The following is a 26527-nucleotide window of genomic DNA, read 5'->3' as shown; positions in this document are numbered from 1 at the left end:
CTCCATGCGTTGGGCGAGCCGGGGAACTTCAACTCCTCCGCCCCGCGCGGATCGCGAACGGCTTCAATAGTTCGGCGCAGCCGAGATAGACGACGACGAGAACCGCGATACCGGCCGTCATGATCGGCGGCGGTGCGACGAAGCCGAACCAGGCTCCGAGCGGCGTGAACGGCAGGACCATCGCGACGAGCAGCGCGACCAGCGAGGAGGCCGCGAGCGCGGGATCCGGCCAGTTGCGCCATGGCCGCCCGTTGGTGCGGATGACGAAGATGACCAGGATCTGCGTCGCCATCGATTCGACGAACCAGGCGGTGCGGAATTCGTCCGGCGAAGCCTGGAACAAATACAGCAGCGCGCCGAAGGTCAGAAAGTCAAACAGCGACGACAGCGGTCCCATGATCGCGGCGAAGCGCACCAGTCGCGACATGCTCCACACCTGCGGCTGCGCGGTCGCCTCGGCCGAGACGCGGTCGAACGGAATGCCGAGCTCGGAGAGATCGTAGAGCAGATTGTTGAGCAGGATCTGCGTCGGCAGCATCGGCAGGAACGGCAGCGCGATCGAGGCCGCCGCCATCGACAGCATGTTGCCGAAGTTCGAGCTCGCGCCCATGCGGACATATTTGAGGATGTTGGCGAAGGTCCGCCGTCCTTCCTCGACACCGTCGGCGACGACCTCGAGATCCGACGCGAGCAGGATCATGTCTGCGGCGGCCTGCGCCACGCCCGTTGCGCCGTCGACCGACAGGCCGACATCGGCGACCTTCAGGGCCGGTGCGTCGTTGATGCCGTCGCCGAGGAAGCCGACCACGTCCTTGCCCGCCTGCAGCGCCTTGACGATGCGCGACTTCTGGTCCGGCGCAAGCCGGCCGAACGCATCGGTGGAGCGCACATGCACGATGAGGGCCTCGTCGCTCAGCTCGGCAATCTCGGCCCCCGACAGCACCCGTTCGGCATTGAGGCCGACCAGGCCGGCGAGCCGCTTCACCACCACGGGATCGTCACCCGACAGGATCTTGAGGCTGATGCCGCTCGCCGCGAGGCGGGCGATTGCAGCCGCGGCCGTCGGCTTCGGCGGATCGGCGAAGGCGCAAAAGCCTTCGAAGACCAGGTCGGTCTCGTCCTCCGTTTCGACGTCGCGCAGCGCGCCATTCCAGGGCCGGGAAGCGACGGCCACTGCGCGCAGGCCCGCGGTCGCGAGCTCATGCACGCGGGCCATCGCCGCCTGGCGCGCCTGCTCGTCCAGCGCGCACAATGCGAGCACGGCCTCCGGCGCGCCTTTCACGATCAGGAGCGCGCCTTCGGGACCCGTCGCGAGCACCGATCCCAACCGGCGCGAGAAGTCGAAGGCCTGCCGTCCGGCCAGCGTCCAGCCCTGGGCGGCGTCCGGTCGGCCGGCAACGAGCGCGGCATCGAGCGCGCCGCGGTCGCCGCCGAGCGATGCCGCGATGGCGCCGAGCTGTGCGGCGCGGACCTCGTCCTTGCCCGCGGCATCGAGGCTTCTTGCAAGCGTGATCTCGGCCGAGGTCAGCGTGCCCGTCTTGTCCGTGCACAGCACGGTCATGGCGCCGAGGTCGTGGATCGCGGCGAGCCGCTTCACGATCACCTTGCGCCCGGCCATGCGCAGCGCGCCGCGCGACAACGTCACCGTGGTGATCATCGGCAGCAGCTCCGGCGTCAGCCCGACCGCGAGGGCGACGGCAAACAGCAGCGAATCGAGCACCGGGCGGCCGAACACGACGCGGATGGTGAGCACGACCAGCACCAGCGCCAGCGTGGCGCGCGCGATCACGAGGCCGAATTCGCGCAAGTCGCGTTCGAAGGGCGAGGGCGCCTGGGTTTCGGCGAGCGCCGAGGCCGCCGCTCCGAACACCGTGTCGCGACCGGTCCGGACCACGAGTGCGATTGCTTCGCCGGTCTGCGCCACGGCCCCGCGGAACAATGCATTCGATGTGTCGTCGGGCCCGCTGGCGGTGCCGGCCTGCTTCTGCACGGGATAGGGTTCGCCGGTGAGCGCGGCTTCGCCCGCGGTGAAGGCCGTAGCTTCCAGGATCAGCGCGTCGGCGGGAATGATGTCACCGGCGCGGACGCGCAGGATGTCGCCGGGCACGACCTGATCCACCTCGACCTCGCGAAAGCCGCCGTCGCGCTTGACCTCGGCCTTGAGTGCGACGGAGCGGCGCAGGATCTCGGCGGCACGTACCGCATGGCCCTCCTGGACGGTGTCGAGCCCGATCGAGAGCGCGAGAATCAGCACGATGATGAGGCCGCCGATCTCATCGCCGGTCAGCATCGAGATGATGCCGGCCACCAGCAGGATCAGGGACAGCGGCTCGAGCAGCCGGCGCAGGATGGCGCGCGCGGCGCCCTCGATGCGCGGCGGCGCATCGCTGTTCCGCCCGAAACGGTCGAGCCGTCCGGCTGCCTCGGCCGAGGTCAGGCCCGTGAGCCCGCAGCCGAGGCGAGCGGAGAGGTCGAGAGGGGACAGACGCCAGAAATGGGTGTCAGGACGGCTTGGATTTTCCAGCAAACATTGCTCCCGCTATCAGGGCCTCTCATGGCGGCAGATGCATCTAAATTCGGCGTAACCTCTTGACCTAGAACAATCTCGATTTTCGACGGCACGGTAGCGTCGCTGCCAATCAGTCGCGTTGCGCCGACCTTTGGGCCGGGATCCGGATTCAGCGGCCGGCGCGGCGCGCGTTGCGGGACGATGTCATGGCCGAACAAGCTATCGTCCTGACACAGCACAGGCGATGGTTTTCCGTCTCCGCGTTGTGGTCGGGATTTCTCAGTCACAAATGGTTCATCCTTGCGGTGACGGCGCTGCTCGGCCTCGGCGCCTGGCAGGGCGCGCGGGTGCTGCTCGGGCCCGCTATCGTGGTGGACCAGGTCAAGCTCGGTCGCCTCGTCGAGACGGTCGTGGCCAGTGGCCATGTCGAAACGCCATATCGTGTCGAGATTGGCAGCCAGATCACCGGCACGGTAGAGGACGTGCTGGTCCAGCAAGGCGAAAAGGTCACCAAGGGCCAGCCTCTGATCGCGCTGGAGTCCCGCGAGCTGAGGGCGACCATGGTGCAGGCGCAGGGCGCGGTGGCGCAGGCGGAAGCCCGCATCAAGCAGCTCGAGGAGCTCACCCTGCCATCTGCCAAGGAGGCACTGACCCAGGCGCAGGCGACACTGCTCAACGCCCAGCAGACCTACGACCGCACCGCCCAGCTCGAACACAACGGCTACGCGACGCGGGCCGCGCTCGACGATGCCCAGAAGACTCTCGACGTCGCGCGCGCCGCGACGCGTTCGGCACAATTCCAGGTCTATACGGCGAGCCCCGGCGGCAGCGACTACGTGATGGCGCAGACCCAGGCCAACCAGGCGCGCGCCAATCTCGACACCGCGGAGTCGCGGCTCGGCTATGCGACGATCGTGGCCCCCCGCGACGGCGTCCTGATCTCGCGCAGTGTCGAGCGCGGCACGGTGGTGCAGCCCGGCAAGACCTTGCTGGTGCTGGCGCCGACCGGCGACGTGCAGCTCGTGTTGCAGATCGACGAGCGCAATCTCGGCAAGATCTCGCTCGGGCAGAAGGCGCTTGCGTCTGCCGACGCCTATCCGGACCGGCGTTTCCCGGCCACGATCACCTATATCAATCCCGGCATCGATATTTCGCGCGCCTCCGTCGAGGTCAAGCTGACCGTCGCCGATCCGCCGGATTATCTGCGCCAGGACATGACCGTCTCGGTCGATGTCGAGGTCGCCGCACGCGACAATGCGCTGATCCTGCCGCTGCGTTCGGTGCACGACGTCCTGTCGGGAAACGCCTGGGTGCTCGGTATCAAGGATGGTCGCGCCAGTCAGCGGCCGGTGAAGATCGGGCTGCACGGCAACAGCCAGGTCGAGATCATCGATGGACTTGCCGCCGGAGACGTCGCGATCCCGCAGAGTTCCGGCGTCCTGACCGGACAGCGCGTGCGGCCCGTGCTGCAATGAACCGCTGGCTGCCGATCGAATGGGCGATGGCCGTGCGCTTCCTGCGCGAAGGCCGGCTGCAGACCATCTTCATCATCGGCGGCATCTCGATCGGCGTCGGCGTGATCGTCTTCATGTCGGCGATGCTCGCCGGGCTCCAGGCGAATTTCATCAAGCGCGTCTTGACCTCGCAGCCGCAGATCCAGCTGCTCTCGCCGGATCAGATCGCGCGCCCGCTGCGCAATGCCAAAGGCGAGATCGAGGACGCGGTGGTGCAGCGTCCGAGCCAGCGGGTGATCTCGATCGATCAATGGCCGAAGATCAGGACGCAGATGCAGGCGATGCCCGAGGTCGTCACGGTATCGCCGACGATCCTGGGCTCGGTGCTCGCGGTGCGCGGCGATGCCAGCCGCTCGGTGAACCTGTCGGGTGTCGAGCCGGACTCCTACTTCAAGATCGTGAAGGTGCCGGACTACATCGTCGCCGGCGAACCTCGCCTCACCAGCGAAGACATCATCATCGGCACCGAGCTTGCGAAGGATCTCGGAGCCACCGTCGGCGACAAGCTCAACATTCGCGCCGCGTCCGGCGCAACGCGCGTGCTCACGATCTCGGGCATCGTCGATCTCGGCAACAAGAGCGTCAACCAGCGCGTCTGCTACGCCGCGCTCCGCACCGCGCAGTCGCTGCTCGGCATGATCGGCGGCATCACCACGATCGACATCACGGTTACCGATATCTATGCGGCCGAGGAGATCGCCCAGCGCATCCAGGCCGCCAACGTCGTCGAGGCCGACAGCTGGATCAGGACCAATGCGCAGTTCTTCACGGCGGTGCAGGCCCAGCAGAACACCAACACCCTGATCCGCCTGTTCGTCGGACTCTCCGTGGCGTTCGGCATCGCGGCGGTGCTCATCGTCTCGGTGATCCAGCGCTCCAAGGACATCGGCATCCTGCGTGCGATGGGAACGTCGCGAGCTCAGATCCTGCGCGTCTTTCTGGTCCAGGGCGGCCTGCTCGGCTTCGTCGGCTCGCTGGTCGGCGCAGCCATGGGCGCATTTGCACTGGTCTATTGGCATTCGGTGGCCCGCCAGGCCGACGGCACCGAATTGTTTCCGCTGATCCTGGAGCGATCCCTGTTCATCTATACGGCACTGCTTGCCACCGGCACCGGCATCCTGGCCGCGATGGCGCCGGCGATCCGGGCGGCCAAACTCGATCCAGTGGTGGCGATCCGTGGCTGATGCGATCCTGAAGCTCGAACGGGTGTGCAAGGCATATAATGTCGGCTTGCCGACCGAGACCGAAGTGCTGCACGACATCGATCTCGAGCTCGACCATGGCGAGTTTCTCGCCTTGATCGGTCCATCGGGCTCCGGCAAGAGCACGCTGCTCAACATCGTGGGCCTGCTCGATCGTCCGACCTCCGGCCGGCTGTCGATCAAGGGCCACGACACCGCTTCGCTGGGCGACGCCGAAATCACCCGCCTGCGCGGCCATACCATCGGCTTCGTGTTACAGTATCACCTGCTGATCTCGGCTTTCACGGCCCGTGAGAACGTCATGATGCCGATGCTGGTCGATCGCGGCTTTGCGAGCGCGGAGATCGAGGCGCGGGCCGACCGCTTGCTGGCGCAGGTGGGCCTCGAGAAATTCGCCGGCAATCTCGCGAACAACATGTCGGGCGGCCAGCAGCAGCGGGTGGCGGTGGCGCGCGCGCTCGCGATGGGGCCGGACCTCGTGCTGGCGGACGAGCCGACCGGCAATCTCGACACCAGATCAGCCGATGCCGTGTTCGAGCTGATGCGCCAGGTCAATCGCGACAGCGGAACGAGCTTCCTGCTCGTCACCCACAATATGGACCTGGCGCAGCGCTGTGACCGCATCATCGAAGTGATCGACGGCCGCATCCGCGCCTAACGTCGTAGACGCCGGCCCCGCAGGACAGATTTTTAGGGGATATCAAGGGCTTGGATCGCGTATTGGGCCCGAAAAAAGCCCCGTTCTTGCTTGCCTAGAGGGGCTGCATCCTTTATCCGGTTGGCTGCCTCGCGTGCGAGCGGCCTTGGGCTGTGGATTGGCTGGGCGCATCTAAAATCTTCGAAGGGAATCCCCGCGAATGGCCAATGTTGTCGTCGTCGGCGCCCAGTGGGGCGACGAAGGAAAGGGCAAGATCGTCGACTGGTTGTCGGAGCAGGCGGACATCGTCGTCCGCTTCCAGGGCGGCCATAACGCCGGCCATACGCTGGTCATCAACGGCAAGACCTACAAGCTGGCTCTGCTGCCCTCCGGCGTGCTGCGCGAGGGCAAGCTGTCGGTGATCGGCAACGGCGTGGTGTTCGATCCCGCCGCCTTCCTCGACGAGGTCACCAAGCTGCGTGCGCAGGGCGTTGCGGTCTCCCCGGAAAATCTGCGCGTCGCCGAGAACGTCACCCTGATCCTGCCGCTGCATCGCGAGCTCGACGCCTTGCGCGAATCCTCCAACGCGGCGACCGCGATCGGGACCACGCGCCGCGGCATCGGACCGGCCTATGAGGACAAGGTCGGCCGCCGCGCCATCCGCCTGATGGATCTCGCCGACCTGAGCACGCTGCCCCACAAGATCGACCGGCTCCTGGCCCACCACAACGCGCTGCGCCGCGGTCTCAATCTGCCGGAATTCGACGGCAAGGAGATCTTGAAGGAGCTGAGCGCGCTGGCGCCGCAGCTGCTGCCTTACGCCGAGACGGTGTGGCGCCTGCTCGACATCGAGCGGCGTGCCGGCAAGCGCATGCTGTTCGAGGGCGCGCAGGGCGCGCTGCTCGACGTCGACCACGGCACCTATCCTTACGTCACCTCGTCCAACACGGTGGCGGCGCAGGCCGCGACCGGCGCCGGCCTCGGTCCGGGCGCTGTCGGCTATGTGCTGGGTCTCTGCAAGGCCTATACGACCCGGGTCGGCCAGGGCCCGTTCCCGACCGAGCAGGACAACGAGACCGGCCGCAAGATCGGCGAGCGCGGCCGCGAGTTCGGCACCAACACCGGCCGTCCGCGCCGCTGCGGCTGGTTCGACGCCGTGCTGGTCCGCCAGGCGGTCCGGACCTGCGGCATCAACGGGCTGGCGCTGACCAAGCTCGACATCCTCGACGGCTTCGACACGATCGAGGTCTGCACCGGCTACAGGCTCGACGGCAAGGAGATCGACCATTTCCCGGCCGGCGAGGGCGCCCAGGCCAGGGTCGAGGCCATTTACGAGACCATCGAGGGCTGGAAAGAGCCGACCGCCAACGCGCGGTCCTGGGCCGACCTGCCGGCCCAGGCGATCAAATATGTCCGGCGGATCGAGGAATTGGTGGGGTGCCCGGTCGCGCTGCTTTCCACCAGCCCCGAACGCGAGGATACTATCCTGGTGCAAAACCCGTTTGAGGCTTAACGATCTCTTACCAGGACGCGGGTATAGTTGAGTAGAAATGGCTGATTACTATCCGCTGATCGCCCGCGCTATTGCCGCCCTGGACCCCAATGCTCCCGGCGAAAGCCGGCGCGCGCTCTATGAACGGGCGCGCACGGCCCTGATCGCGCAGCTGCGCAGCGTGCAGCCGCCGCTCTCCGAATCCGAGATCACCCGCGAGCGGCTGTCGCTGGAAGAGGCCGTCCGCAAGGTCGAATCGGAAGCCGCCCAGCGCGCCCGCGAGGCCTCGCGCCCCGGTGGCGGTGCCAGGGGGGCCAGCAGCAGCGGCGATGCGTTCCGAAAGGCGAGCACCCGGGCGGCCGACAACAATCCATCCGCTCCGCCGGCCGCGCCGCGGGCTCGTCCCGCCGCGCCGCCGCCGCCGCGCAACGATCGCCCGCCGCTCGGTGGTGACGAGCAGGGCGATGCCCCGCGTCCGCCGCGCGCTCCGCGTTTCGATGCGCCGCGCCCGCCGGAGCCGCCGGCCGCGCGTGATCGCTCCGCTCCACGCCGCTCGCCGGAGGGCGGACCGCCGCCACCCATGCCGCCGGCGCCGGGCGTGCGCGGCTTCCGCGACATCACCGCCGATGCCAACGATCTCGGCGGCGCTGCCGCGCAGGCCAATCGCGCCGCGCGTCGCACCTACGCCAACGTGCCCTCGCCCTCGCCGGAATTCGACCGGCTCGAGCCGAGCCTGGAAAACCGCGTTGCCGAAGGCGATGCGCCCTATTCCTATGACGAGTCGATCGAGGAGGCCGAGCGCTACACGCCGCAGCCGCCGTCGCCGCGGCCGCGCATCGCGCCCAATCGCGACGTCAAGAAGCGCGCGCGCACCGGCTCCATGTTCCCGTTCAAGAGCGCGATCGCGATCGGCATCGTGCTGATCCTGGTCGGTGCCGGCCTGCTCTGGGGCAAACAGCTGGTCCAGACCGCGACCAATCTGCTCAAGCCCGCGCCCACCCAGGTGGTGGAGGCGCCGAAGGACACCTCGCAGCCGCAGAGCAAGCCCAAGATTCCGGATCGCGTCGGCCAGCCCTCGGCGAGCGACCAGCCGGTCGCGCCGGTGGCGCAGAAGGTCGTGCTCTATGACGAGGATCCGTCCGACCCGAAGGGCAAGCAATATGTCGGCTCGGTGGTGTGGCGGCTCGAGCCGATCAAGGCGTCCGGCAACCAGAAGGCCGACGTCGCGGTGCGCGCCGACATCGAGATTCCGGATCGCAAGTTCAAGATGACCATGTCGTTCCGCCGCAACACCGACTCGTCGCTGCCGGCGAGCCATACGGCCGAGCTGACCTTCGTCCTGCCGCCGGACTTTCCGGGCGGCAGCGTCTCCAACGTGCCGGGCATCCTGATGAAGTCGAACGAGCAGGCCCGCGGCACGCCGCTCGCCGGCCTCGCAGTCAAGGTCACCGACGGCTTCTTCCTGGTCGGCCTCTCCAACGTCGATGCCGACCGCAGCCGCAACGTCCAGCTCCTGAAGGAGCGCTCGTGGTTCGACGTGCCGCTGGTCTACGCCAACCAGCGCCGCGCCATCATCGCCATCGAGAAGGGCGCCCCCGGCGAGCGCGCCTTCAACGACGCCTTCGCGCAGTGGGGCGATTAGGCGATCTGTCATTCCGGGGCGACGCGTAGCGTCGAGCCCGGAATCCATTTTTCCTCGTCACGTGCAGCCTGATGGATTCCGGGCTCGCGCTTCGCGCGCCCCGGAATGACGCCTGGACGATGGGCTACTGCGCCGCCGCTTCCCGCTTCCGCGAGGCCGTGGCGGCGGCGTGCTCGCGCTCCATCACGGCGCGGCAGCCGGGGCTGACCTGCGACTTGTTCCGAACCATGCAGGCGGTGATGCGCGGGATGTCGGGGATTTCGTTGGAGCACAGCCGCATCGCATCGCCGGAGCACATCTGCTGTGCTTCGGGCGAGAAGGCGAGACCGGGTGAGGTCTGCAGCGTGAAAGCGGTAGCGGTGAAGGCCAGCAGCGAAGCGGTGGTCTTGAGCAGCGAAGCGATGGTCCGGTAGCGTGTCATGAACAATGCGTCCCCGAGTTCCGTGGATTGAACCACTTGGTTTTGGGGCGCCGCACGCGACTTGATCTGCCGCATGTCACAGCCTTCACGCCGGGAGCTCGATCCCAGGTGTGGTCGCTCGATTTCTGGTGTTCGAATCGAAAAGTGCTGCGCCGCCCGATTCGAGTATGCGCCAAAGCCGCGAAGCTTCAATGGGAGACGCGAAGGAATTCGCAGCTGTTGCGCGACCGTCACGCAAAACGATTGGGCACGCGCTCAGATCAGTCGATCGGACGATGCGCCGGCCTGTTCCATGTCGTCAGCCGCAAGCGCAGCGGCGTGTTCCTCGACCGCGGTGATGCCCTTCGCCGTGAGCTCGAACAAATCGCCGTCCTTCATCACGTAGCCGTCGGCGATCAGCTCGCCGATCTTGCCGTGACGATCGTCGGCGAATGCGATGGACTGGCTGATGTCCTTGAGGATCGAGAGCTGTTCATCCCGCAACATCGCTTCGTCCTCCATTCGCCGGGATCGCCGGCTCCTCACATGCCGTGGCTCTGAAAAACCTTGCTGCAGGACCGCGACAGCTTGGCGCGATTGGCCTGCAGGCAGCTCTGGACCGCCCCGTCGTTGCCGAGGTCCTTGCGGCACAACCGCGAGGCATCGCGGGAGCAGGCGTTCTGCTCCTGCGGCGTGCCCATATGACCTTGCGCGAGGGCGGGCGCGCTGGACAGCCCGCCAAGGGACAGGAGGGTGATCGTCGCCAAGAACAGTTTACGTGACATCGGCCGCTCCAAATCTGCCAGGTCAATTTCAGGTCAGGTGAATTTCAGGTCCTGTCAGAACTCGTCGCTTTGCCACTTGTTCCCCGGGAGGTCCGAACCGCTATCCAAGGTTCCCGCCGCGCTGCTATAACAGCTCTCGGCTATGAGGAGTCCTTGATGAAACGCTATCTGGTGTTTGCGCTCGTTGGTCCCTTCGTGGGCGGCTTCCTGTTGCTGCTGACCACCACCTACCAGTCGGGCTACTGGACCCAGACCAGCCTCGGAGAGGTCGGCAAGCTGTTCGTCGTGTTCTTCAAGACCCTGCAATACAGCTATCTGTTCGGCTTCCTGCCGTCGCTGATGATCGGTGCGGTCGACGACATCCTGACCCATGTCCGGCGGATCCGGCCGGGCTTGCGGATGCTGCTGGTGGGCCTGTTCGCCTTCATCCTCGCCGCCTTCACCTACGGCTCGCGCGGGTCGGATTCGGGCGCGGTGCAGTTCATCCTGTACGGCCTGGTCGGCTTCGTGCCGACGGTGATTTCATCCTGGCTCGTGCATCACTACGTCGAGGAGCCGCAGCCGGCCGCGGCGGCGGGCTGAGCGCGACCCTCGGACGCGGCGCAGCAACCTTCCGCCGCGCTCGCGCGTTTCCCGATGGCCATGACCATGCCAGACGACGACATTCTCGCACCCCGCAAGTCCCGCTCCGGGCCGCATTCGCCCGGAGATTTTTCCGCGCGCGGACCGATCATCGACCAGGAGGGGCATGAGATCCGCCCCGAGACGCTGGAGCAGGGCTTTCGCGAGTTTCGCTTCGAGTTCGGGCAAGGATTCGGAAACGGAAATCCGTTCGGCAATCTGACGCGCGAGCAGCGCATCGCGCGCTTCGAGGCGATCGCCAGACTGCTCGACGTCGCCTTCATCCTGCCGGGCACCAATATCCGCTACGGCATCGACGGGCTGATCGGCCTGATCCCCGTGATCGGCGACCTCATCACCACCGCGATCTCGCTGTGGCTGGTGCGCGAGGCCCGCGCGCTCGGCGCGCCCTGGTACATCACCGCGCGGATGCTCGGCAACGTCGCGGTCGACGGCGTGGTCGGCATGGTGCCGTTCGCCGGCGATGCCTTCGACGTCATGTTCCGCGCCAACATGCGCAACGTCCGCCTGTTGCGCCGCTGGCTCGACAAGCAGCCGCGGATGTAGTGGCAATTGGTCGAGAATGCGCCGGATTTCTCTACGTGGTCATTGCCGAGGGGAGAGAGAAGAGCGCCGCCAAACGCAAAAAGCGCGACAGCCTTTCGGCCGTCGCGCTTCCTGCGCACATCGGAGGCTTGCGAAAAAACTTACGCCGCGTCGGCGTCGGCCTCGGCGGCCGGGGCCGGCTTGGGACGGCGGGGCAGCGGGAAGGCTTCGCTCTCATAGAGGGAGCGGATGCCGTTCTGGTCGAAGCGGGCTTCCTCGACCTGCAGATAGGCGCCGTTCAGTGAATCCGTCGGCAACTGCTCCATCGCAAATTGCACAGCCTCGGCCGCGGTGCCGAACCGGCGATAGGTGAAGCCCGCACGCTTCTTCTTGCGGATGGCGGCGGGGAAGAGCTCGGCGGAAGTGTTGAAGTTGAACGGACGCAGTGGACGCATGGTCAAAGACCTCGTGATCTTCTCTGGGGCTTTAAGCGCGTGGGGTTTGGGAGGGCAGGGGCTGCGATCAAGCGAGCCCGCCGCACGTCATTTTCGCCCCCTAATATAGGCCGATTTGACAGAAATGCGACCCCTGCGATGGAAGATGATGAATCCATGCATGGCAGCCCCGCAACGGAAATAAGTCAAGGCATTTCAAATGCTTACGTGATTAAAGCTTGCCGACAAGCAGCAGGACGATCAGCACCACCAGAACGACGCCGCCGATCCCCATCCCGGAATGGCCCATGCCGTAGCCATAGCCGCCGAACCGGCCGGACATGCCGCCCAGCAGATAGATGATCACCAGGATGATCAGGATGGTCCCGAGTGACATGACACCCTCCCTGGCGGAGGCCGGATTGCGCTCAACGGCTGCACCGCCAGACAAGAAAAGCACATCGGACCGCCGGGTTCCATGACGGAACCCGGCGGTCTGCAATCTTATTTCGGCTCGAGCTTCAGCGCCGCCGAATTGATGCAGTAGCGCAGTCCGGTCGGCCCCGGTCCGTCGGGGAAGACATGGCCGAGATGGCCGCTGCATTTGGAGCAGAGCACCTCGGTGCGGATCATGCCGTGGCTCGTGTCGCGCTCCTCGTCGATATGGCTCTCGGCGGCGGGCGCGGTGAAGCTCGGCCAGCCGCAGCCGGAGTCGAACTTGGCATCGGACTCGAACAGCACATTGCCGCAGCCGGCGCAGACATAGGTGCCGGCGCGATGGTCGTGCTCATATTCGCCGGAGAAGGGACGCTCGGTCGCCTTCTCACGCAGCACGGCGTACTGCATCGGCGTCAATTCGCGGCGCCACTGCTCGTCGCTCTTGATGACCTTGTCTTCGGTGATTTTCGTTTTGGTGTCGGGCATGGGTCTCCCGTTGTTTCCAGTGAGTTTGCGATCAGTTGGTGGCCTTGCTGGCGCTCACCAGCGTCGGCTTCTCGATGTAGTTATCCGCGAACAGCTTTTTCAGGTTCTCGACCTTCGGGATGTCGTTGTAGGCGATGTAGGGCTGGTTCGGGTGCAGCGTCAGATAGTCCTGGTGGTAGGCCTCGGCCGGGTAGAACGCCTCCAGCGTGCCCACCTTGGTCACGATCGGCCTGCTGAACACCTTGGCGGCGTCGAGCTGGGCGATATAGGCCTCCGCGATCTTCTTCTGCTCGTCGGAGGTGGTGAAGATCGCCGAGCGATATTGCGTGCCGGTGTCCGGTCCCTGGCGGTTGAGCTGGGTCGGATCGTGCGCCACCGAGAAGTAGATCTGGAGGATCTTGCCGTAGGAGATCTTCTGCGGGTCGAACTTGATCTCGACCGACTCGGCGTGACCGGTGCGGCCGGTCGAGACGGTCTGGTAATCGGCGGTCGCCTTGGTGCCGCCGGCATAGCCGGAGACGGCGTTGACGATTCCGGCCGTGTGCTGGAACACGCCCTGCACGCCCCAGAAACATCCGCCGGCGACCACCGCGGTCTGGATGCCGCTTGCGGGGGCCGCATCCATGGCAGGAGCGGGGATCACGACGGCGTCTTCCGCGGCCCGGGTCGGTGCGGCAAAGCCCAGCGACAAGGCGGCGGTGGCGGCGAGCAGGGACAGGACGGAACGGCGCATGGCGGGTCCTCTTTCGAAAGGCCTGGCAGTCTAGGGCGGTTGAGGGCGGGCGAACAGCCGGCCCGGCGATTTCAGACACCGGAGATACGGACCTTCAGGGCGATTGTTACGGACGGCGAGACACGTCTCCGTGAAGAATCTGCATCCACCGGCCCGGCTTGGCGGAGTGGGAACTCCGGGGTAGATGAACCGGCGCGATCGCTGATCGACTTAAAATGTGATGGCTGGAGCTGATCGGACAACATGCTGCGCGTCGTCGCCCTGATCTCGGTCATATTCCTCTCGGGCGTCGCGATGGCCGCGGCCGAACCGCAAGCCGGCGACGATCTCGCCACCTGCCGCGACCGCCAGGCCGAGACCCAGGCGCGGACGACGGCGTGCGAAAATCTGCTCAACGCGAATCGCGTCACCGGCAAGGACAAGTCGCTCGCGCTCGTCATTCGCGCCCAAGCGCTGATCAGCAAGCGCGATGATGACCACGCGATCGAGGTGCTGACGTCCGCCATCGAGCTCGATCCGGACAATGTCGGCGCCATCAACGTGCGCGGCATCGCCCATGAGCACAAGGGCGAGGACGATCTCGCGATGGCCGACTACAACCTCGCCATTCAGAAGCGGTCGAACTTCGGATACGCCTACAACAATCGCGGGACCATACAGCTGCGCCGGGCTGCGCTGCAGAGCGCGCTCGACGATTTCAACCTGTCGATCAAGTACACGCCCAAATTCCTGCTCGGCTGGACCAATCGCGCCCGCGTGCGCACGTTGATGAAGGACTACGACGGCGCGATCTCCGATTTCGCGGAGGCGGAGAAGATCGATCCGGCCGCGCAGCAGATCGCCGCCAATCGCTGCATCACCTACGGCCTGATGGGCAAGTTCGACCAGGCCTTTGCCGACTGCAACGGGCTGATCGAGAAGCAGCCCAAGAACATCTACGCGATCAACAATCGCGCCGACGTCAGCATGATGAAGGGCGATTTCGACGCTGCGCTGAAGGACTACAACATCGCGCTGCAGCTCAACCCGAACAATGTCCGCGCGCATTCCGGCCGCGGCCAGATCTACGAGCGCAGGAAAGAGCTCGCCCAGGCGCGCGCCGATTATCGCTCCGCGGCCTATTCGCTCACCAAGTTCGACGAGCTCGATGTCGCGCGCGCCAGAGCCATCGCGCAGGAGCGGCTCGCCGCGCTGACGCCGCAGGCTCCCGCGGCGGCTGCCGCGCGCCGCGTGGCGCTGGTGATCGGCAATGGCGCCTACAAGAACGTCCACGCCCTGCCCAATCCGCCGCGCGATTCGAAGCTGATCGCGAGCGTGTTGAAGGAGGTCGGCTTCCAGACCGTGATTTCAGTCAGCGACCTGACCCGGGACAAGTTCTTCGAAACGTTGCAGACCTTCGCCGCCGAGGCGGAGAAGGCGGACTGGGCCGTGGTCTATTACGCCGGCCACGGCTTCGAGATCGGTGGGGTGAATTACCTCGTTCCCGTCGACGCCAAGCTCGCGGTCGACCGGGACGCCGAGACCCAGGCGGTTGCCCTCGAGCAGGTGATCGCCGCGGTGGGCGCTGCGCGAAAAGTGCGTCTCGTGATGTTGGATGCCTGCCGCGACAATCCGTTCGCGCCGACCATGCAGCGCACCTTGTCGCTGAAGCTGGTCGACAAGGGCTTTTCCAACATCGAGCCGGGCGCCGGCTTCATGGTGGTCTATGCCGCCAAGCACGGCGAGACCGCGATCGACGGCGAGGGCAGCGCCGACAGCCCCTTCGCCACCGCGCTCGCCCGCGACATCAAGGAGCCGCGCGTCGAGATCCGGAAGCTGTTCGACATCGTCCGCGACGACGTCTGGGCCGCCACCAGGCATGAGCAGCAGCCGTTCACCTACGGATCGCCGCCGGGACGCGAGGACTTCTATTTCATGGCGGGGAAGTGAGGCCGCCGGAGCGGCTCATCGCAGCGAATTAAACCAGTCGAACGCGGTGGATTGTCCGTTTAGCGTCGTGCCGTCCCCATAGAGGCTCGCCAGGAACGTGACGCGGTGGCTGGCGCCGCCGACCGGAACGCCATCCGCGAAATGCCCGCCGGCGGCGACCGCCGGCTTGACCAGCCGCGGATGCAGCGCCTCGTCCGCCAGACCGTAATAGAAGCGGATCGGGGAATCGTAGTCCCAGAAGGTCGCGCCGTTATTGCCGAGCCGGCGCAGCAGCCTGCTGTTGGTGTCCTTGGTGAAGCGCTCGAACAGCCCATCCACCAGGAAATCTCCCGCCGGCGGAACGCTGCTCGCGGTCTCGCCCGCCAGGCTGTAGTCGGCCCAGTATTTTTCAGCGAACGCCTGATATTGCGGCTTGATCGCAGTCTTGAACAGATCGCTCAAGCCGTAATATTGGCGATAGCTTCCGAGTAGCACGACCAGGCAGGGCGTGATCCATGCCGGCGGCATCGGATAGGATGGCTCCTTGGCCGGAATATAAGAGGCCGGGTCCACCCAGTAATGGAAGCTCTCGGCCAGATTGTTGAACGGGCTCTGCACGGCGGTCGCCGTCACCTTCATGCCGCGGCGCTGCATCTCCTGCTTCAGCCATTGCGTGTTCAGCGCGCCTTGCGACCAGCCGTTCAGAAACAGCGCCGCTGGGCGGAGGCCGGCCGTCCGCAGCTCACGCAACCCAGCACTGAGCACGTCGAGGCAGCATTGCACGGTGGCACCCTTCACCGCATAGGCCTCTCCGCGACCGTCGCGATAGGGGCCCTTGCCGACGTAGTCGGCGGCGATGACGGCATAGCCGTTGCCGGCGAAGCGCTGGACGTTGAACAGTGTCTCCAGCGAATCGATGTTGTCGCGGAGCTGATAGTTTTCATCGCCGAGGCGCAGCAGGTTCGACGGAACCTGGTCGAACGACAGGATCGTGCCATGCTGCCAGGATACGACCGGCAATGCGCCGCGGACGCCAACGGGGACGGCGACCAGCGCGCTCACCTTCACCCGCTCGCCGGTCTCCGGTATGCGCGTGAAGGTGACGATCCGGCGCAGCTCGACGTCGTAACGTGCGGCATGCTTGTCTGAGAAGTCCTTGGGCAGAATGTCGTGTTCGTTGAACACGGCATAGAATTTCGCCGCGAGCGCATTGAGGCGTTCCCTCGAGACCCGCACCGATTTCTCCGAACGTGCTGTGCGAAGCGGAGCGGACAGTGCGATAGCAGGCGCGGCGAGCGAGGCCGCGAGTGTCCCAGCCGCGACGCCGGTCATTTTCAGAACGTCGCGACGGCTCGCGCGGGCTGGATCCAACGTGTTGAGGTAGCCGGGTCTTCCGGTGTTCATGCGCATGCCCCATGCCGATTGCATGGTGATATCAGTCAAAGCCTAGCGCCTCGTGAACGCATCGCGCGGCGCTCTGCATCACACCACAATACTCAACCTTTTCGCCGCCCGTGTGATTCCGGTATACAACCACCGCTGCCGCGAGTCCTGAAACGCAAAGCTCTCGTCGAACAGCACGACGTCGTCCCATTGCGAGCCTTGCGACTTGTGCACGGTCAGCACGTAGCCGTAGTCGAACTCGTCATAGGGCTTGCGCTGCTCCCAGGCGATCTGCTCGACCCCGCCCTCGAAGCAATCGGCGCGCACCGAGACCTTCGTGACCTTGTGGCCGAAATCCTCGTCCGGCGACAACCGCATCGAGAGGATGCGCGATTTCGAGCGCGATGTGTTGCGCGACTTCACGCGCCACAGGCCGCCGTTGAACAGGCCCTTCTTGCGGTTGTTGCGCAGGCAGACCAGCTTGTCGCCCGCGACCGGAAACGTGTCCTCGATGTTCTGACGCTGGCGCACCCGCATGTTGTACGCGCGGCGGGTGTTGTTGCGACCGACCAGCACCTGGTCGGCGCCCATGACGCGATCGGGATCGAGCTCCTTGCGCGACACCACTTCGCTCTCGCCGTAGCGGCCGATGTCGAGCTCGCGGCCCTCGCGGACGTCCATCGACATCCGCACGATCGGATCGTCCTGGGCCTGGCGGTGCACCTCGGTCAGCATCGCGTCCGGTTCGGTGTTGGTAAAGAAACCGCCGCCCTGGATCGGCGGCAGCTGCGCGGGGTCGCCGAGCACCAGCAGCGGGCACTCGAACGACATCAGGTCGCGGCCGAGCTCGGCGTCGACCATCGAGCATTCGTCGATCACGATCAGCTTCGCCTTCGAGGCCGGCGCATCGTCCCACAATTCGAAGCTCGGCTGCTCTTCGCCGGATTCGCGGGCGCGGTAGATCAGCGAGTGGATGGTCGAGGCCTCGTCGCAGCCCTTGTTGCGCATGACCAGGGCCGCCTTGCCGGTGAAGGCGGCGAACTTCACCTCGCCGTCGACGCCCTCGGCGATATGCCGCGCCAGCGTGGTCTTGCCGGTGCCGGCAAAGCCGAACAGGCGGAAAATCGGCGGCGTGCCGCCCCTGCCGGGCTTGGCCTTGAGCCAGTCGCCAACGGCCTTGAGAGCGGCATCCTGATGCGGGGTGAAAGTGGCCATGTCTGTCTTGAGGAGGGACGGAATCGAGGCGATTCGCCGGACCTCAAAACTAACCATTCGCCCCGCTGGTTCAAGCGGGGCAAATCCGGTTGCGCTCGCCCCTACTGCCAGCCCGGAACGCCGCGCATGTCGGGCAGGTGATGGGCGATGCCCTTGTGGCAGTCGATGCAGGTTTTTTCACCTGAAAACAGGAAGCGCTGGTGCGCCACCGAGGCCCGCGGCGACTGCTTGGTGATGTCCATGGAATCGGCGCTGTGGCAGTTGCGGCATTCCAGGGAATCGTTGGCCTTGAAGCGCGCCCATTCATGCGCGGCAAGTTCGAGCCGGTGATCCAGGAACTTCTCCCGCGTGTCGATCGTGCCGAAGATTTTGCCCCAGACTTCCTTGGAGGCCTGCATCTTGCGCGCGATCTTGTCGGTCCAGTTGTGCGGCACGTGGCAATCGGGGCAGGTCGCACGCACGCCTGATCTGTTGGAGAAGTGGATGGTCGATTTCAGCTCGGCGTAGACGTTGTCCTTCATCTCGTGGCAGCCGGTGCAGAATTTCTCGGTGTTGGTCAGCTCCAGCGCGGTGTTGAAGCCGCCCCAGAAGATCACGCCGGCGGCAAAGCCTGCGAGCACGAGCGTGCCGAGCGCGAACACGGTGCTCGGCCGCGACAGCACGTGCCATAGCTCGCCTGCGAAATCCCACGCGCGCGCGATGAAGCCGCGCTTGGCTTTCAGCTCCGCATTGGGCTCGTCAGCGGTCGTCGTCATCGCCGGCCACCGGGACTTGCGCGCGACAGCAGCGTGTCGATGTCGGTGAAATCGTTGCTGACGGGCGGATTTGCGGTGCTCTGCGGCACGTGGCACTCGGTGCAGAAGAAGCGTCGCGGCGAGATCGAGGCCAGGAACTGGCCGTCGCGGTCCATGAAGTGGGTGATCGACACCATCGGTGCCTGCGATTCCGCCGTGCGCGCCCGCGCGTGGCAGGACAGGCACTTGTTGCCGTTGAGGTCGACCTGATAGCCGTCGATATTGTGCGGGATGACAGGCGGCTGTTCCGGATAGTTGCGCGACTCCCGCTCCGATGTATTGCGGTTCGGCAGTATCGGCGGCGCCGGCCCCTCGTCATTGAGCGGGGTCGCGCCGCGCAGGCTGGAAGAGACCGTCTGTGCGGCCAGTGAACTCGCGCCGGCTGCGATCGCGAACGCCAGCAGCGCAATTGCGGAACGTTTCATCATGACATGTTCACCCGCTCGATGCGCACGGCGCATTTCTTGAAGTCGGTTTGCAGCGAGATCGGATCGGTGGCATCCAGCGTCACCTTGTTGATCAGCTTGGACTCGTCGAACCACGGCACGAACACGAGGCCGCGCGGTGGCCGGTCGCGTCCGCGGGTCTCGACCCGGGCGCGGATGAAGCCGCGGCGGGACACTACCTTCACTTCGTCGCCGCGTCGCAGTTTCATGTCCTGGGCGTCGTCTGGATGCATGAAGCAGACGGCTTCCGGGAACGCCTTGTAGAGCTCGGGCACGCGGCGGGTCATGGTGCCGGAATGCCAGTGCTCCAGCACGCGGCCGGTCGAGAGCCAGAACGGATAGTCGCCGTCGGGCGATTCCGCTGGCGGCTCGTAAGGCAGCGCGAAGATGCGCGCCTTGCCATCAGGGTAGCCGTAGAACTGCACGTCGGTCCCCTGCTTGACGTAGGGGTCGCTGCCCTCGCGGAAACGCCACTTGGTCTCCTGGCCGTTGACGACCGGCCAGCGCAGCCCGCGTTCGCGATGATAGGTGTCGAACGGTGCAAGGTCGTGGCCATGGCCGCGGCCGAACGAGGCGTATTCCTCGAATAGGCCCTTATGGACGTAGAAGCCGAACGCCTTGGACTCGTCGTTGAGATAGCCCGCCTCGATGTCGGAGACGGGAAACTTGTCGACCTGGCCGTTCTTGTAGAGCACGTCGAACAGCGTCTTGCCGCGCACCTCCGGCTTCTTGGCAATCAGCTCCTCGGGCCAGACCTCCTCGATCTTGAAGCGCTTGGAGAATTCCATCAGCTGCCAGAGGTCCGATTTCGATTCTCCGGGCGCGGCGACGAGCTGGTGCCAGAACTGGGTGCGCCGCTCCGCATTGCCGTAAGCGCCTTCCTTCTCCACCCACATCGCGGTCGGCAGGATCAGATCGGCGGCGAGCGCGGTGACGGAAGGATAGGCATCCGAAACCACGATGAAATTGTCGGGGTTGCGGAAGCCGGGATAAGTCTCCTCGTTGGCATTCGGGCCCGCTTGCAGATTATTGTTGACCTGTACCCAATAGGCGTTGATCAGTCCGTCCTTCAGCATCCGGCTTTGCAGCACGGCGTGTGCGCCGGGCTTGTCCGGAATGGTGCCCTCGGGCAGCTGCCAGATGTGTTCGGCTTTGGCGCGGTGCTCCTTGTTGGTGACGACCATGTCGGCGGGCAGGCGGTGCGAGAAGGTGCCGACCTCGCGCGCGGTGCCGCAGGCGGAAGGCTGCCCCGTCAGCGAGAACGGGCTGTTGCCGGGCGAGGAGATCTTTCCCGTCAGAAGATGGATGTTGTAGACGAGATTGTTGCACCAGACGCCGCGGGTGTGCTGGTTGAAGCCCATGGTCCAGAACGAAACCACTTTTGTCTTGGGATCGGCATAGAGCTCGGCCAGCGCCTCGAGCCGGTTCACCGGCACGCCGGACATCTCCGCCGCCTTCTCCAGCGTGTAGTCCGAGACGAACTTGACGTATTCGTCGTAGGTCATGTCGGTGGAGTCGTTGGCCTTGGCGGCGCCCGTCGCCTTCTTCTGCAGCGGATGTTCGGGCCGCAGGCCGTAGCCGATGTCGGTCTGACCGCGCCGGAAGATCGTATGCGCCGCGACGAAGTCCTTGTTGACGCGCCCGGTCTGGATGATGTGGTTGGCGATCGCGTTGAGGATGTAAAGGTCGGTCTGCGGCTTGAACACCATGCCGATGTCGGCGAGGTCGAAGGAGCGGTGCTCGAACGTCGAGAGCACGGCAACGCGGACATGCGGCGCGGACAGCCGGCGGTCGGCCACGCGCGTCCACAAGATGGGATGCATCTCCGCCATGTTGGAGCCCCACAGCACGAAGGCATCGGTCGCCTCGATGTCGTCATAGCAACCCGGCGGTTCGTCGATGCCGAAGGTGCGCATCATGCCGGCGACGGCGGAGGCCATGCAGTGGCGCGCATTGGGGTCGATGTTGTTGGTGCGGAAGCCGGCCTTGAACAGCTTCGAGGCCGCATAGCCTTCCCAGACCGTCCACTGGCCGGAACCGAACATGGCGACGCCGTTCGGTCCGCGCTTCTTCATCGCCTCCTTCCACTTCAGCTCCATGACGTCGAAGGCTTCGGTCCAGCTGACAGGCGTGAAGTCGCCGTTCTTGTCGTACTTGCCATTGGTCTTGCGCAGCATCGGCTGGGTCAGGCGATCATGGCCATACATGATCTTGGAGAGGAAATAGCCCTTGACGCAGTTGAGGCCGCGATTGACCTCGGCCTTGATGTCGCCGTGGGTGGCGACGACGCGGTTGTCCTTGGTCGCGACCATCACCGAGCAGCCTGTGCCGCAGAAGCGGCAGGCGGCCTTGTCCCATTTCAGCTCGGAGGAGTCGCGCTCGGTCACGAGATTGGCGGCGAGCGAGGGTGCCGGCATGCCGGCAGCGGCGGCCGCGATCGCGGCAGCCTCGAGCTTGAGCATCTGGCGGCGGTCGAGCTTTGGCGATGTCATGATGGCTCTCCCGGCCGTTAGGCGGTTTCGATGGCGTGAAAGACCAGCGCCGCGGAATAGACATCGCGCAGCGACTGGATGGTGTTGAGCATGGTGCCGAGGCTGCCGGCGTCGGGCGCCTCGGTCACGACGACGAGTTTTCCTCTGATGTCGCGGCCATGGATCTCGCAGCCGGGCAACGCGGCGATCTCGGCTTCCAGAGCGTCGAGGCGCTCGGGGCGCGCCTGCACCAGGATGCTGGCGATCTCGCAGCCCGGAGGAGAGATGATGCGGTCAGTGTTGAGCACGCGGCCTGTGATCAGTGCGCGGCGGTTCAATGTGGCGTGTGCCATGATGCCTGTCTTTTCGTTTGTCGAGATCAATGGGGGGAGGGCGGCGGACCGGGAGGGCCGGCGAACATCTGGTAGATCCAGACGCCTAGGCCGTAAGAGCCGACCGTTCCGACCGCGAGAACGGGCATCACGACCGCGGTCAGGAACAGGAACGCAAAAATTTCCATGCGCTTACGGCGCACGCGGGAAGGCGCGTCGTCAGGGGCCGACATATTCGGTCTCTCTGAAATGGTATGGGGAATCGGGACGGCATCCGGGCCGTTGCCTTGCCTCACATTAGATGCAGCAGGCCGATTGAAGCGTTGATCTGGATCAACCGGTCGCTTTCGCCGCACGCAGCTGTCGTGGCCCCTTGCGGTCTCCCGCGCGGCGGAATTGCTGCTCCGTAGACAGCCGTTCCTCGTGCATTAAGATGACGTTAACAACAATAAGCGGGAGAGCGACGCCATGAAGTTCGGCATCTTCTACGAGCTGCAACTGCCGCGGCCCTGGACGCCCGGCGACGAACTCGCGCTCTATCAGAACGCGCTCTCGCAGATGGAGCTCGCCGATCGTCTCGGTTACGACCATGCCTGGGTGGTCGAGCATCACTTCCTCGAGGAATATTCGCACTCGCCTTCGCCGGAGTCGTTCCTCGCCGCCGCGAGCCAACGCACCAGGAACATCCGGCTCGGCCACGGCATTCTCCAGCTCACCACCAACCATCCGGCGCGAATCGCCGAGCGCGTCGCGGTGCTCGATCTGCTCAGCAACGGCCGCTGCGAATTCGGCATGGGCGAGAGCGCCTCGATCACCGAGCTGACGCCGTTCGGCCGCGACATGGAGACCAAGAAGGAGGTGTTCGAGGAGGCGGTCGCCGCGATCTTCCCGATGTTCAGGGACGCCGGCTCCGAGCATCACGGCAAGTATTTCGACATCCCGTTGCGCAACGTCGTGCCCAAGCCGGTGCAGAAGCCGCATCCGCCGCTGTGGATGGCCTGCTCGCAATTGCCGACCATCGAGCGCGCCGGCCGTCACGGTTTCGGCGCGCTCGGCTTCCAGTTCGTCAGCGCCGATGCCGCGCATGCCTGGGTGCATGCCTACTACAATGCGATGACCAAGCGGCTCACGAAGCTCGCCGACTACGAGATCAACCCGAACATGGCGCTGGTGTCGTTCTTCATGTGCGCGAAGACCGACGAGGAGGCGCGCGCCCGCGCCGACGGCGCCACCTTCTTCCAGTTCGCGCTGCGCTTCTACGGCGCCTCGCAGAATCGCCAGCGGCCGGCGCCCTACACCGTCAACATGTGGGACGAGTATATCAAGTGGAAGCGCGACAATCCGGAGGCGCAGGAGGCCGCCTTGCGCGGCGGCCTGATCGGCTCGCCCGAGACCATCCGCCGGAAGCTGAAGCGCTTCCAGTCCTCGCATATCGACCAGGTCATCCTGCTCAACCAGGCCGGCAAGAACAGCCACGAGCACATCTGCGAATCGCTGGAGCTGTTCGGCCGCGAGGTGATGCCGGAGTTTCAGAACGATCCGGCGCAAGCCGCCTGGAAGCAGGGCGTGATGAGCGGCGAGATCCAGCTCGAAGAGATCGACACCGAGGCCTTCACCGACCGTTACGGCAAGCTCGGCATCAACGTCGCGCGCGCCGGGTAGCGCAAATCCGGTGGCGCGAATGCCGCCGCGCGGGTCCGGTGGTCCGGTCCTTCAGAGGAGGAACCATAGTCGGCCGCGCTGCTTGGGACGGAGACCCTATGTCGTCCAGATGACATAGGTTAATCCCTCGCGCGGAGCAGGCATGGACAACAAGCTTCTGGCAAGGCTCCCGCCGGCGGAGCTGAAGCTCATCCAGCCCCACTTGCAACCCGTCGAGTTGCGCTACGGACAGGTGTTGGCGGAGCCCGATGAGCCGATCAGGGACATGCACTTCCCCACTCAGGGTGTGCTCTCCATGGTGAACGAGCCGGAGGATGGGGACGTCATCGAGTTCGCGACGGTCGGCAACGAGGGCATGGCGGGAGTTCCGCTTCTCCTGGGCGCATCGACCATGCCGAGCCGCGTCTTCGTGCAGGTGGGCGGTTCGGGTTTTCGGGGCGAAGCAAGCAGGCTTCTCGACGTCCTGAAAGAGACCCCCACGTTTCATGCGCGGCTGATGCGATACGTGCTGGCGCTGTTCAACCAGGTCGCGCAGGGGGCGTCGTGCAACCGCCTGCACGACGTGCAGGAACGCTGCGCGCGATGGCTGCTGCACACGCACGACCGTGTGAATGGCGAGAGCTTCACGCTGACCCAGGAATTCCTGAGTCAGATGCTCGGGGTGCACCGTCCCACGGTGACGATTGCCGCGCGGATGCTCCAGCAGGCCGGCCTGATACGCTACAGCCGGGGCCACATCGAAGTCATCGATCGGCCCGGTCTCGAAGCCGCGTCATGTCCGTGTTATCGGCTGATATCGGATCAATATGCGCGGTTGCAGAACGAGACTTGAACTGCTCGAACGAAGACCGCAGAACCTCGTAAGCCGCTGCCGCCGAGAGCCACGAGGCGCGCAACAGCGGATCGCGGCTGCGCTCCGCGGCGACCGTGCAATGCATCTGCAAGCGGCGAAGCCGCAACACCTCGGTCACAAATCTTTCGGCGGCTGCAAGCCCGGCGAGTTGATCCATGCTTCTTCCCGCTGTCTCCACGATGTCGGCTCTTGCTCGCCTTTGCGTGCCGGTAAATCATCCGGCTTGAACATCCGCGAGAGCCGGCGACACCAGAGCATGAGGCGATTCATGCCACAGCGTTAGCGGGAAGCCGGGCTCGCGTCCGTCATGTACCCGACGGATGTCCGGAAATTGTCTGGATCGGCCGGGGCTGCCGATGGGAACTGCGGCGGCAGCGGCCGGACAGGTTGTTCGTCAAGTCATGCTGCTGACGCATTCTCTGTTTTAGACGGCGACAACTTAAAACACCTGCGTGGGAACCACTGAAGGTTCGCACCACGGTTCCATCGCCAAGGGGTTGGCGCGAACCCGCAAAAATCCGGTGCAAGCCCGATGAACGCTGTCGCGTTCGCTTGTGCTGTTTGCGGTGTCGGGAACCGACGACGAAAAAATCACAGGAGTTATGATGCTGTTCCGCTCGAGCGCCGCGATTTGCGGCGCCCTGGTCGCACTTGCCGTGTCTGTTACCGCTGCCAAATGTGAAACGCGTGGGGGTCGCTCAAACGCCGTCGCCGATACTGCCTCCGGGAATGCGGTGGTCGGCGCGGCATCCATGTACAATCCGTTCAGGCCCGGCAAGGAGGAGGGCGGTCCGCGCACCGCCTCGGGCGAACGCTATGATCCCTCGGCCTGGACAGCGGCCATCAAGACGACTTTGCGCCGCAAATTCGGCGGCGTCCAATTTGGTGTGAAGCCGAAATTCGCGCTCGTCGAGGCGGCCGGCAAGAAGGTCATCGTCAAGATCAATGACGTCGGCCCGCTCAGGCCCGGCCGCGTCATCGATCTCAACGAGCGGACGATGCGGCATTTCGATCCAGGCCTGGAGCGCGGAGTCATCAAGGACGTAAGGGTCAGCCCGCTCTCAGGCGACGACTGGACATTGGGACCGGTGGGCTGAACGTCCCTCGCGAAAGAGATCGTGAACGTCTCGGACAGCGGACCGCCTTCAGGGGGCTCCGCCTTCCGCGGAAGCCGCCTCGCTGCTATGCTCCCGCAAAACAACGGTTCGCGGAGGAAGCAATGCGGTCTCGGGCGGTGCGCGCAAATTTGGCGGCCGGCGATGTCGCGCCTGCGGTGCTTGCCATCGGCCGTCCCGACTTTCCTGATGTCCTGATCGACACGCTGCGCCGGCAGGCCGGCGTCGGCCATTGCATGGTGTTTGCGCTGACGCGCACCGGTGCTGCGAGCTGCCTGCTCGATGTCGGCAATATCCCTGTTGGCGGCGATCTCGGTGCCGCCTATGCCGGCCAGTTCCACGAGTCCGATCCCAATCGCGATGCGCTGTTCGAGGCCGAGGCCGGCGCGCCGATCCTGCTGCCGAGCTTCGCGCCGCGCATGTACGGCGCGCGCTACCGGAAAATCTTCTTCAACGATTCCGACATCGTCGACAAATGCGCGACCGCGATCTGGACCGGCGGTACCTGCTTCTACGTCAATTTCTACCGCATCAGTGCGCAGGGGCGCTTTGACGACGCCGCGCGTGCCCGGCTCCAGGCCATTGCGCCGACGATCGGAGCCAGCGTCGCGCGTCATTTCCAGCAAGCGGCGACCGCGACGCCGGACCAATCGTTCACCGCGCTGTTGGAAAGGCGCGCGCCACTTTCGGCTTTGACGCCGCGCGAGCGGGAGGTCTGCCGCGGCATCCTGCTCGGCTTCAGCTCCGAGGCGATCTCGCAAGATCTCGGCATCAGCCTGCATTCGACCCTGACCTACCGCAAGCGCGCCTATCAGCGGCTCGGCATTTCCTCCCAGAACGAATTGTTTGCGATCGTGCTGCGGCTGCTCTCGGGCGCATCCAGCCTGAACTAGCGGTATGTACTCATCA

27 protein-coding genes are annotated in these 26527 nt (G+C 65.3%); 12 read left to right on the top strand and 15 right to left on the bottom strand.

What is annotated here, in order from left to right:
- Positions 1-28: 28 nt before the first annotated feature.
- Complete coding sequence (mgtA, locus tag IF809_RS05480; RefSeq protein WP_462837041.1) at positions 29-2527, bottom strand: magnesium-translocating P-type ATPase; 2499 nt, start codon at positions 2525-2527, stop codon at positions 29-31.
- A gap of 188 nt (positions 2528-2715) precedes the next feature.
- Here mgtA and IF809_RS05475 point away from each other — a divergent pair, with 188 nt between their 5' ends.
- The 5 genes from IF809_RS05475 to IF809_RS05455 all read left to right on the top strand — a co-directional run bounded on the left by IF809_RS05475 (position 2716) and on the right by IF809_RS05455 (position 8996).
- Complete coding sequence (locus IF809_RS05475; protein ID WP_128964282.1) at positions 2716-3984, top strand: efflux RND transporter periplasmic adaptor subunit; 1269 nt, start codon at positions 2716-2718, stop codon at positions 3982-3984.
- Positions 3981-5207 (top strand): ABC transporter permease, encoded by a 1227-nt coding sequence (locus tag IF809_RS05470; RefSeq protein ID WP_128964283.1) that lies wholly within the window; start codon positions 3981-3983, stop codon positions 5205-5207. The genes IF809_RS05475 and IF809_RS05470 overlap by 4 nt, the downstream gene beginning before the upstream one ends.
- Entirely contained in the window at positions 5200-5883 is a 684-nt protein-coding gene (locus IF809_RS05465; protein WP_462837040.1) for an ABC transporter ATP-binding protein, read from the top strand. Before IF809_RS05470 ends, IF809_RS05465 begins: the two co-directional genes overlap by 8 nt.
- Positions 5884-6082: 199 nt before the next feature.
- Positions 6083-7375: an adenylosuccinate synthase gene (locus IF809_RS05460; protein WP_128964285.1), complete on the top strand. Its 1293-nt coding sequence runs from the start codon at positions 6083-6085 to the stop codon at positions 7373-7375.
- 37 nt (positions 7376-7412) lie between these two features.
- A complete protein-coding gene (locus IF809_RS05455; RefSeq protein ID WP_462837039.1) occupies positions 7413-8996 on the top strand; it encodes a hypothetical protein in 1584 nt (527 codons plus the stop codon).
- Positions 8997-9120: 124 nt separating this feature from the next.
- On the opposite strand, the gene IF809_RS05450 is transcribed toward IF809_RS05455, so the two are convergent.
- From IF809_RS05450 to IF809_RS05440, 3 genes are all read right to left on the bottom strand, one after another.
- Positions 9121-9417 (bottom strand): hypothetical protein, encoded by a 297-nt coding sequence (locus tag IF809_RS05450; protein WP_453995383.1) that lies wholly within the window; start codon positions 9415-9417, stop codon positions 9121-9123.
- A 255-nt stretch (positions 9418-9672) separates the two neighbouring features.
- On the bottom strand, positions 9673-9903 hold the full coding sequence (locus IF809_RS05445; protein ID WP_128964287.1) for a hypothetical protein: 231 nt from the start codon (positions 9901-9903) through the stop codon (positions 9673-9675).
- A 35-nt stretch (positions 9904-9938) separates the two neighbouring features.
- A complete protein-coding gene (locus IF809_RS05440) occupies positions 9939-10181 on the bottom strand; it encodes a hypothetical protein (protein ID WP_453995385.1) in 243 nt (80 codons plus the stop codon).
- 156 nt (positions 10182-10337) lie between these two features.
- Between IF809_RS05440 and IF809_RS05435 the strand changes: the two genes are divergently transcribed.
- Both IF809_RS05435 and IF809_RS05430 read left to right on the top strand, forming a co-directional pair.
- Positions 10338-10763: a DUF5413 family protein gene (locus IF809_RS05435; RefSeq protein WP_453982081.1), complete on the top strand. Its 426-nt coding sequence runs from the start codon at positions 10338-10340 to the stop codon at positions 10761-10763.
- 60 nt (positions 10764-10823) lie between these two features.
- Positions 10824-11369 (top strand): DUF4112 domain-containing protein, encoded by a 546-nt coding sequence (locus IF809_RS05430; RefSeq protein ID WP_128964290.1) that lies wholly within the window; start codon positions 10824-10826, stop codon positions 11367-11369.
- A 140-nt stretch (positions 11370-11509) separates the two neighbouring features.
- Here IF809_RS05430 and IF809_RS05425 read toward each other — a convergent pair whose 3' ends face one another.
- The 4 genes from IF809_RS05425 to msrA form a co-directional block, all read right to left on the bottom strand.
- Positions 11510-11803 carry a hypothetical protein gene (locus tag IF809_RS05425; protein ID WP_128964291.1) on the bottom strand — a complete coding sequence of 98 codons (294 nt, stop codon included), beginning with the start codon at positions 11801-11803 and terminating at the stop codon, positions 11510-11512.
- Between the two features lie 211 nt (positions 11804-12014).
- A complete protein-coding gene (locus IF809_RS05420; protein WP_453982082.1) occupies positions 12015-12179 on the bottom strand; it encodes a DUF3309 family protein in 165 nt (54 codons plus the stop codon).
- 107 nt (positions 12180-12286) lie between these two features.
- Positions 12287-12706, bottom strand: a complete 420-nt coding sequence (gene msrB, locus IF809_RS05415) for a peptide-methionine (R)-S-oxide reductase MsrB (RefSeq protein WP_462837038.1) — start codon at positions 12704-12706, stop codon at positions 12287-12289.
- A gap of 31 nt (positions 12707-12737) precedes the next feature.
- Positions 12738-13439 carry a peptide-methionine (S)-S-oxide reductase MsrA gene (gene msrA / locus IF809_RS05410; protein WP_453982084.1) on the bottom strand — a complete coding sequence of 234 codons (702 nt, stop codon included), beginning with the start codon at positions 13437-13439 and terminating at the stop codon, positions 12738-12740.
- 243 nt (positions 13440-13682) lie between these two features.
- On the opposite strand from msrA, the gene IF809_RS05405 reads away from it, so the two are divergent.
- Complete coding sequence (locus tag IF809_RS05405) at positions 13683-15368, top strand: caspase family protein (protein ID WP_462837037.1); 1686 nt, start codon at positions 13683-13685, stop codon at positions 15366-15368.
- A 15-nt stretch (positions 15369-15383) separates the two neighbouring features.
- Here IF809_RS05405 and IF809_RS05400 read toward each other — a convergent pair whose 3' ends face one another.
- From IF809_RS05400 to napE, 7 genes are all read right to left on the bottom strand, one after another.
- Positions 15384-16751: a twin-arginine translocation signal domain-containing protein gene (locus IF809_RS05400; protein WP_462837036.1), complete on the bottom strand. Its 1368-nt coding sequence runs from the start codon at positions 16749-16751 to the stop codon at positions 15384-15386.
- 78 nt (positions 16752-16829) lie between these two features.
- On the bottom strand, positions 16830-17945 hold the full coding sequence (locus tag IF809_RS05395) for an ATP-dependent DNA helicase (RefSeq protein ID WP_128964296.1): 1116 nt from the start codon (positions 17943-17945) through the stop codon (positions 16830-16832).
- Positions 17946-18046: 101 nt separating this feature from the next.
- Positions 18047-18700, bottom strand: coding sequence for a NapC/NirT family cytochrome c (locus IF809_RS05390; protein WP_128964297.1), 654 nt, complete (start codon positions 18698-18700; stop codon positions 18047-18049).
- On the bottom strand, positions 18697-19167 hold the full coding sequence (locus IF809_RS05385; RefSeq protein ID WP_462837035.1) for a nitrate reductase cytochrome c-type subunit: 471 nt from the start codon (positions 19165-19167) through the stop codon (positions 18697-18699). Before IF809_RS05385 ends, IF809_RS05390 begins: the two co-directional genes overlap by 4 nt.
- A complete protein-coding gene (gene napA / locus IF809_RS05380; protein ID WP_462837034.1) occupies positions 19164-21677 on the bottom strand; it encodes a nitrate reductase catalytic subunit NapA in 2514 nt (837 codons plus the stop codon). The genes IF809_RS05385 and napA overlap by 4 nt, the downstream gene beginning before the upstream one ends.
- Positions 21678-21694: 17 nt before the next feature.
- Entirely contained in the window at positions 21695-22009 is a 315-nt protein-coding gene (locus tag IF809_RS05375) for a chaperone NapD (protein ID WP_128964300.1), read from the bottom strand.
- 26 nt (positions 22010-22035) lie between these two features.
- On the bottom strand, positions 22036-22221 hold the full coding sequence (gene napE / locus IF809_RS05370; RefSeq protein ID WP_128964301.1) for a periplasmic nitrate reductase, NapE protein: 186 nt from the start codon (positions 22219-22221) through the stop codon (positions 22036-22038).
- A 235-nt stretch (positions 22222-22456) separates the two neighbouring features.
- Between napE and IF809_RS05365 the strand changes: the two genes are divergently transcribed.
- The 4 genes from IF809_RS05365 to IF809_RS05350 all read left to right on the top strand — a co-directional run bounded on the left by IF809_RS05365 (position 22457) and on the right by IF809_RS05350 (position 26511).
- The gene (locus IF809_RS05365) at positions 22457-23650 is read left to right on the top strand and encodes an LLM class flavin-dependent oxidoreductase (protein ID WP_462837033.1); all 1194 of its coding nucleotides are present in this window, start codon (positions 22457-22459) and stop codon (positions 23648-23650) included.
- Positions 23651-23792: 142 nt separating this feature from the next.
- Positions 23793-24482, top strand: coding sequence for a Crp/Fnr family transcriptional regulator (locus IF809_RS05360; protein WP_453995401.1), 690 nt, complete (start codon positions 23793-23795; stop codon positions 24480-24482).
- A 623-nt stretch (positions 24483-25105) separates the two neighbouring features.
- On the top strand, positions 25106-25600 hold the full coding sequence (locus IF809_RS05355; protein ID WP_188637352.1) for a septal ring lytic transglycosylase RlpA family protein: 495 nt from the start codon (positions 25106-25108) through the stop codon (positions 25598-25600).
- 122 nt (positions 25601-25722) lie between these two features.
- Positions 25723-26511, top strand: a complete 789-nt coding sequence (locus tag IF809_RS05350; protein WP_462837032.1) for a helix-turn-helix transcriptional regulator — start codon at positions 25723-25725, stop codon at positions 26509-26511.
- Positions 26512-26527: the final 16 nt, after the last annotated feature.

The organism is Bradyrhizobium sp. UFLA06-24 (genome assembly GCF_054967145.1).
Note: the sequence above shows the minus strand (reverse complement) of the source record. Positions and strands in the feature narration are given on the sequence as shown.

Bases quoted from the DNA above. Each gene is read 5' to 3' on its own strand.
- IF809_RS05395 (WP_128964296.1), bottom strand. From the start codon at position 17,945: ATGGCCACTTTCACCCCGCATCAGGATGCCGCTCTCAAGGCCGTTGGC.
- IF809_RS05460 (WP_128964285.1), top strand. From the start codon at position 6,083: ATGGCCAATGTTGTCGTCGTCGGCGCCCAGTGGGGCGACGAAGGAAAG.
- IF809_RS05385 (WP_462837035.1), bottom strand. From the start codon at position 19,167: ATGATGAAACGTTCCGCAATTGCGCTGCTGGCGTTCGCGATCGCAGCC.
- IF809_RS05440 (WP_453995385.1), bottom strand. From the start codon at position 10,181: ATGTCACGTAAACTGTTCTTGGCGACGATCACCCTCCTGTCCCTTGGC.
- napA (WP_462837034.1), bottom strand. From the start codon at position 21,677: ATGACATCGCCAAAGCTCGACCGCCGCCAGATGCTCAAGCTCGAGGCT.
- IF809_RS05475 (WP_128964282.1), top strand. From the start codon at position 2,716: ATGGCCGAACAAGCTATCGTCCTGACACAGCACAGGCGATGGTTTTCC.
- IF809_RS05430 (WP_128964290.1), top strand. From the start codon at position 10,824: ATGACCATGCCAGACGACGACATTCTCGCACCCCGCAAGTCCCGCTCC.
- IF809_RS05445 (WP_128964287.1), bottom strand. From the start codon at position 9,903: ATGTTGCGGGATGAACAGCTCTCGATCCTCAAGGACATCAGCCAGTCC.
- IF809_RS05375 (WP_128964300.1), bottom strand. From the start codon at position 22,009: ATGGCACACGCCACATTGAACCGCCGCGCACTGATCACAGGCCGCGTG.
- napE (WP_128964301.1), bottom strand. From the start codon at position 22,221: ATGTCGGCCCCTGACGACGCGCCTTCCCGCGTGCGCCGTAAGCGCATG.
- IF809_RS05360 (WP_453995401.1), top strand. From the start codon at position 23,793: ATGGACAACAAGCTTCTGGCAAGGCTCCCGCCGGCGGAGCTGAAGCTC.
- IF809_RS05450 (WP_453995383.1), bottom strand. From the start codon at position 9,417: ATGACACGCTACCGGACCATCGCTTCGCTGCTCAAGACCACCGCTTCG.
- IF809_RS05365 (WP_462837033.1), top strand. From the start codon at position 22,457: ATGAAGTTCGGCATCTTCTACGAGCTGCAACTGCCGCGGCCCTGGACG.
- IF809_RS05420 (WP_453982082.1), bottom strand. From the start codon at position 12,179: ATGTCACTCGGGACCATCCTGATCATCCTGGTGATCATCTATCTGCTG.
- IF809_RS05350 (WP_462837032.1), top strand. From the start codon at position 25,723: ATGCGGTCTCGGGCGGTGCGCGCAAATTTGGCGGCCGGCGATGTCGCG.
- msrB (WP_462837038.1), bottom strand. From the start codon at position 12,706: ATGCCCGACACCAAAACGAAAATCACCGAAGACAAGGTCATCAAGAGC.
- IF809_RS05425 (WP_128964291.1), bottom strand. From the start codon at position 11,803: ATGCGTCCACTGCGTCCGTTCAACTTCAACACTTCCGCCGAGCTCTTC.
- IF809_RS05405 (WP_462837037.1), top strand. From the start codon at position 13,683: ATGCTGCGCGTCGTCGCCCTGATCTCGGTCATATTCCTCTCGGGCGTC.
- msrA (WP_453982084.1), bottom strand. From the start codon at position 13,439: ATGCGCCGTTCCGTCCTGTCCCTGCTCGCCGCCACCGCCGCCTTGTCG.
- IF809_RS05355 (WP_188637352.1), top strand. From the start codon at position 25,106: ATGATGCTGTTCCGCTCGAGCGCCGCGATTTGCGGCGCCCTGGTCGCA.
- IF809_RS05390 (WP_128964297.1), bottom strand. From the start codon at position 18,700: ATGACGACGACCGCTGACGAGCCCAATGCGGAGCTGAAAGCCAAGCGC.
- IF809_RS05455 (WP_462837039.1), top strand. From the start codon at position 7,413: ATGGCTGATTACTATCCGCTGATCGCCCGCGCTATTGCCGCCCTGGAC.
- IF809_RS05470 (WP_128964283.1), top strand. From the start codon at position 3,981: ATGAACCGCTGGCTGCCGATCGAATGGGCGATGGCCGTGCGCTTCCTG.
- IF809_RS05435 (WP_453982081.1), top strand. From the start codon at position 10,338: ATGAAACGCTATCTGGTGTTTGCGCTCGTTGGTCCCTTCGTGGGCGGC.
- IF809_RS05400 (WP_462837036.1), bottom strand. From the start codon at position 16,751: ATGAACACCGGAAGACCCGGCTACCTCAACACGTTGGATCCAGCCCGC.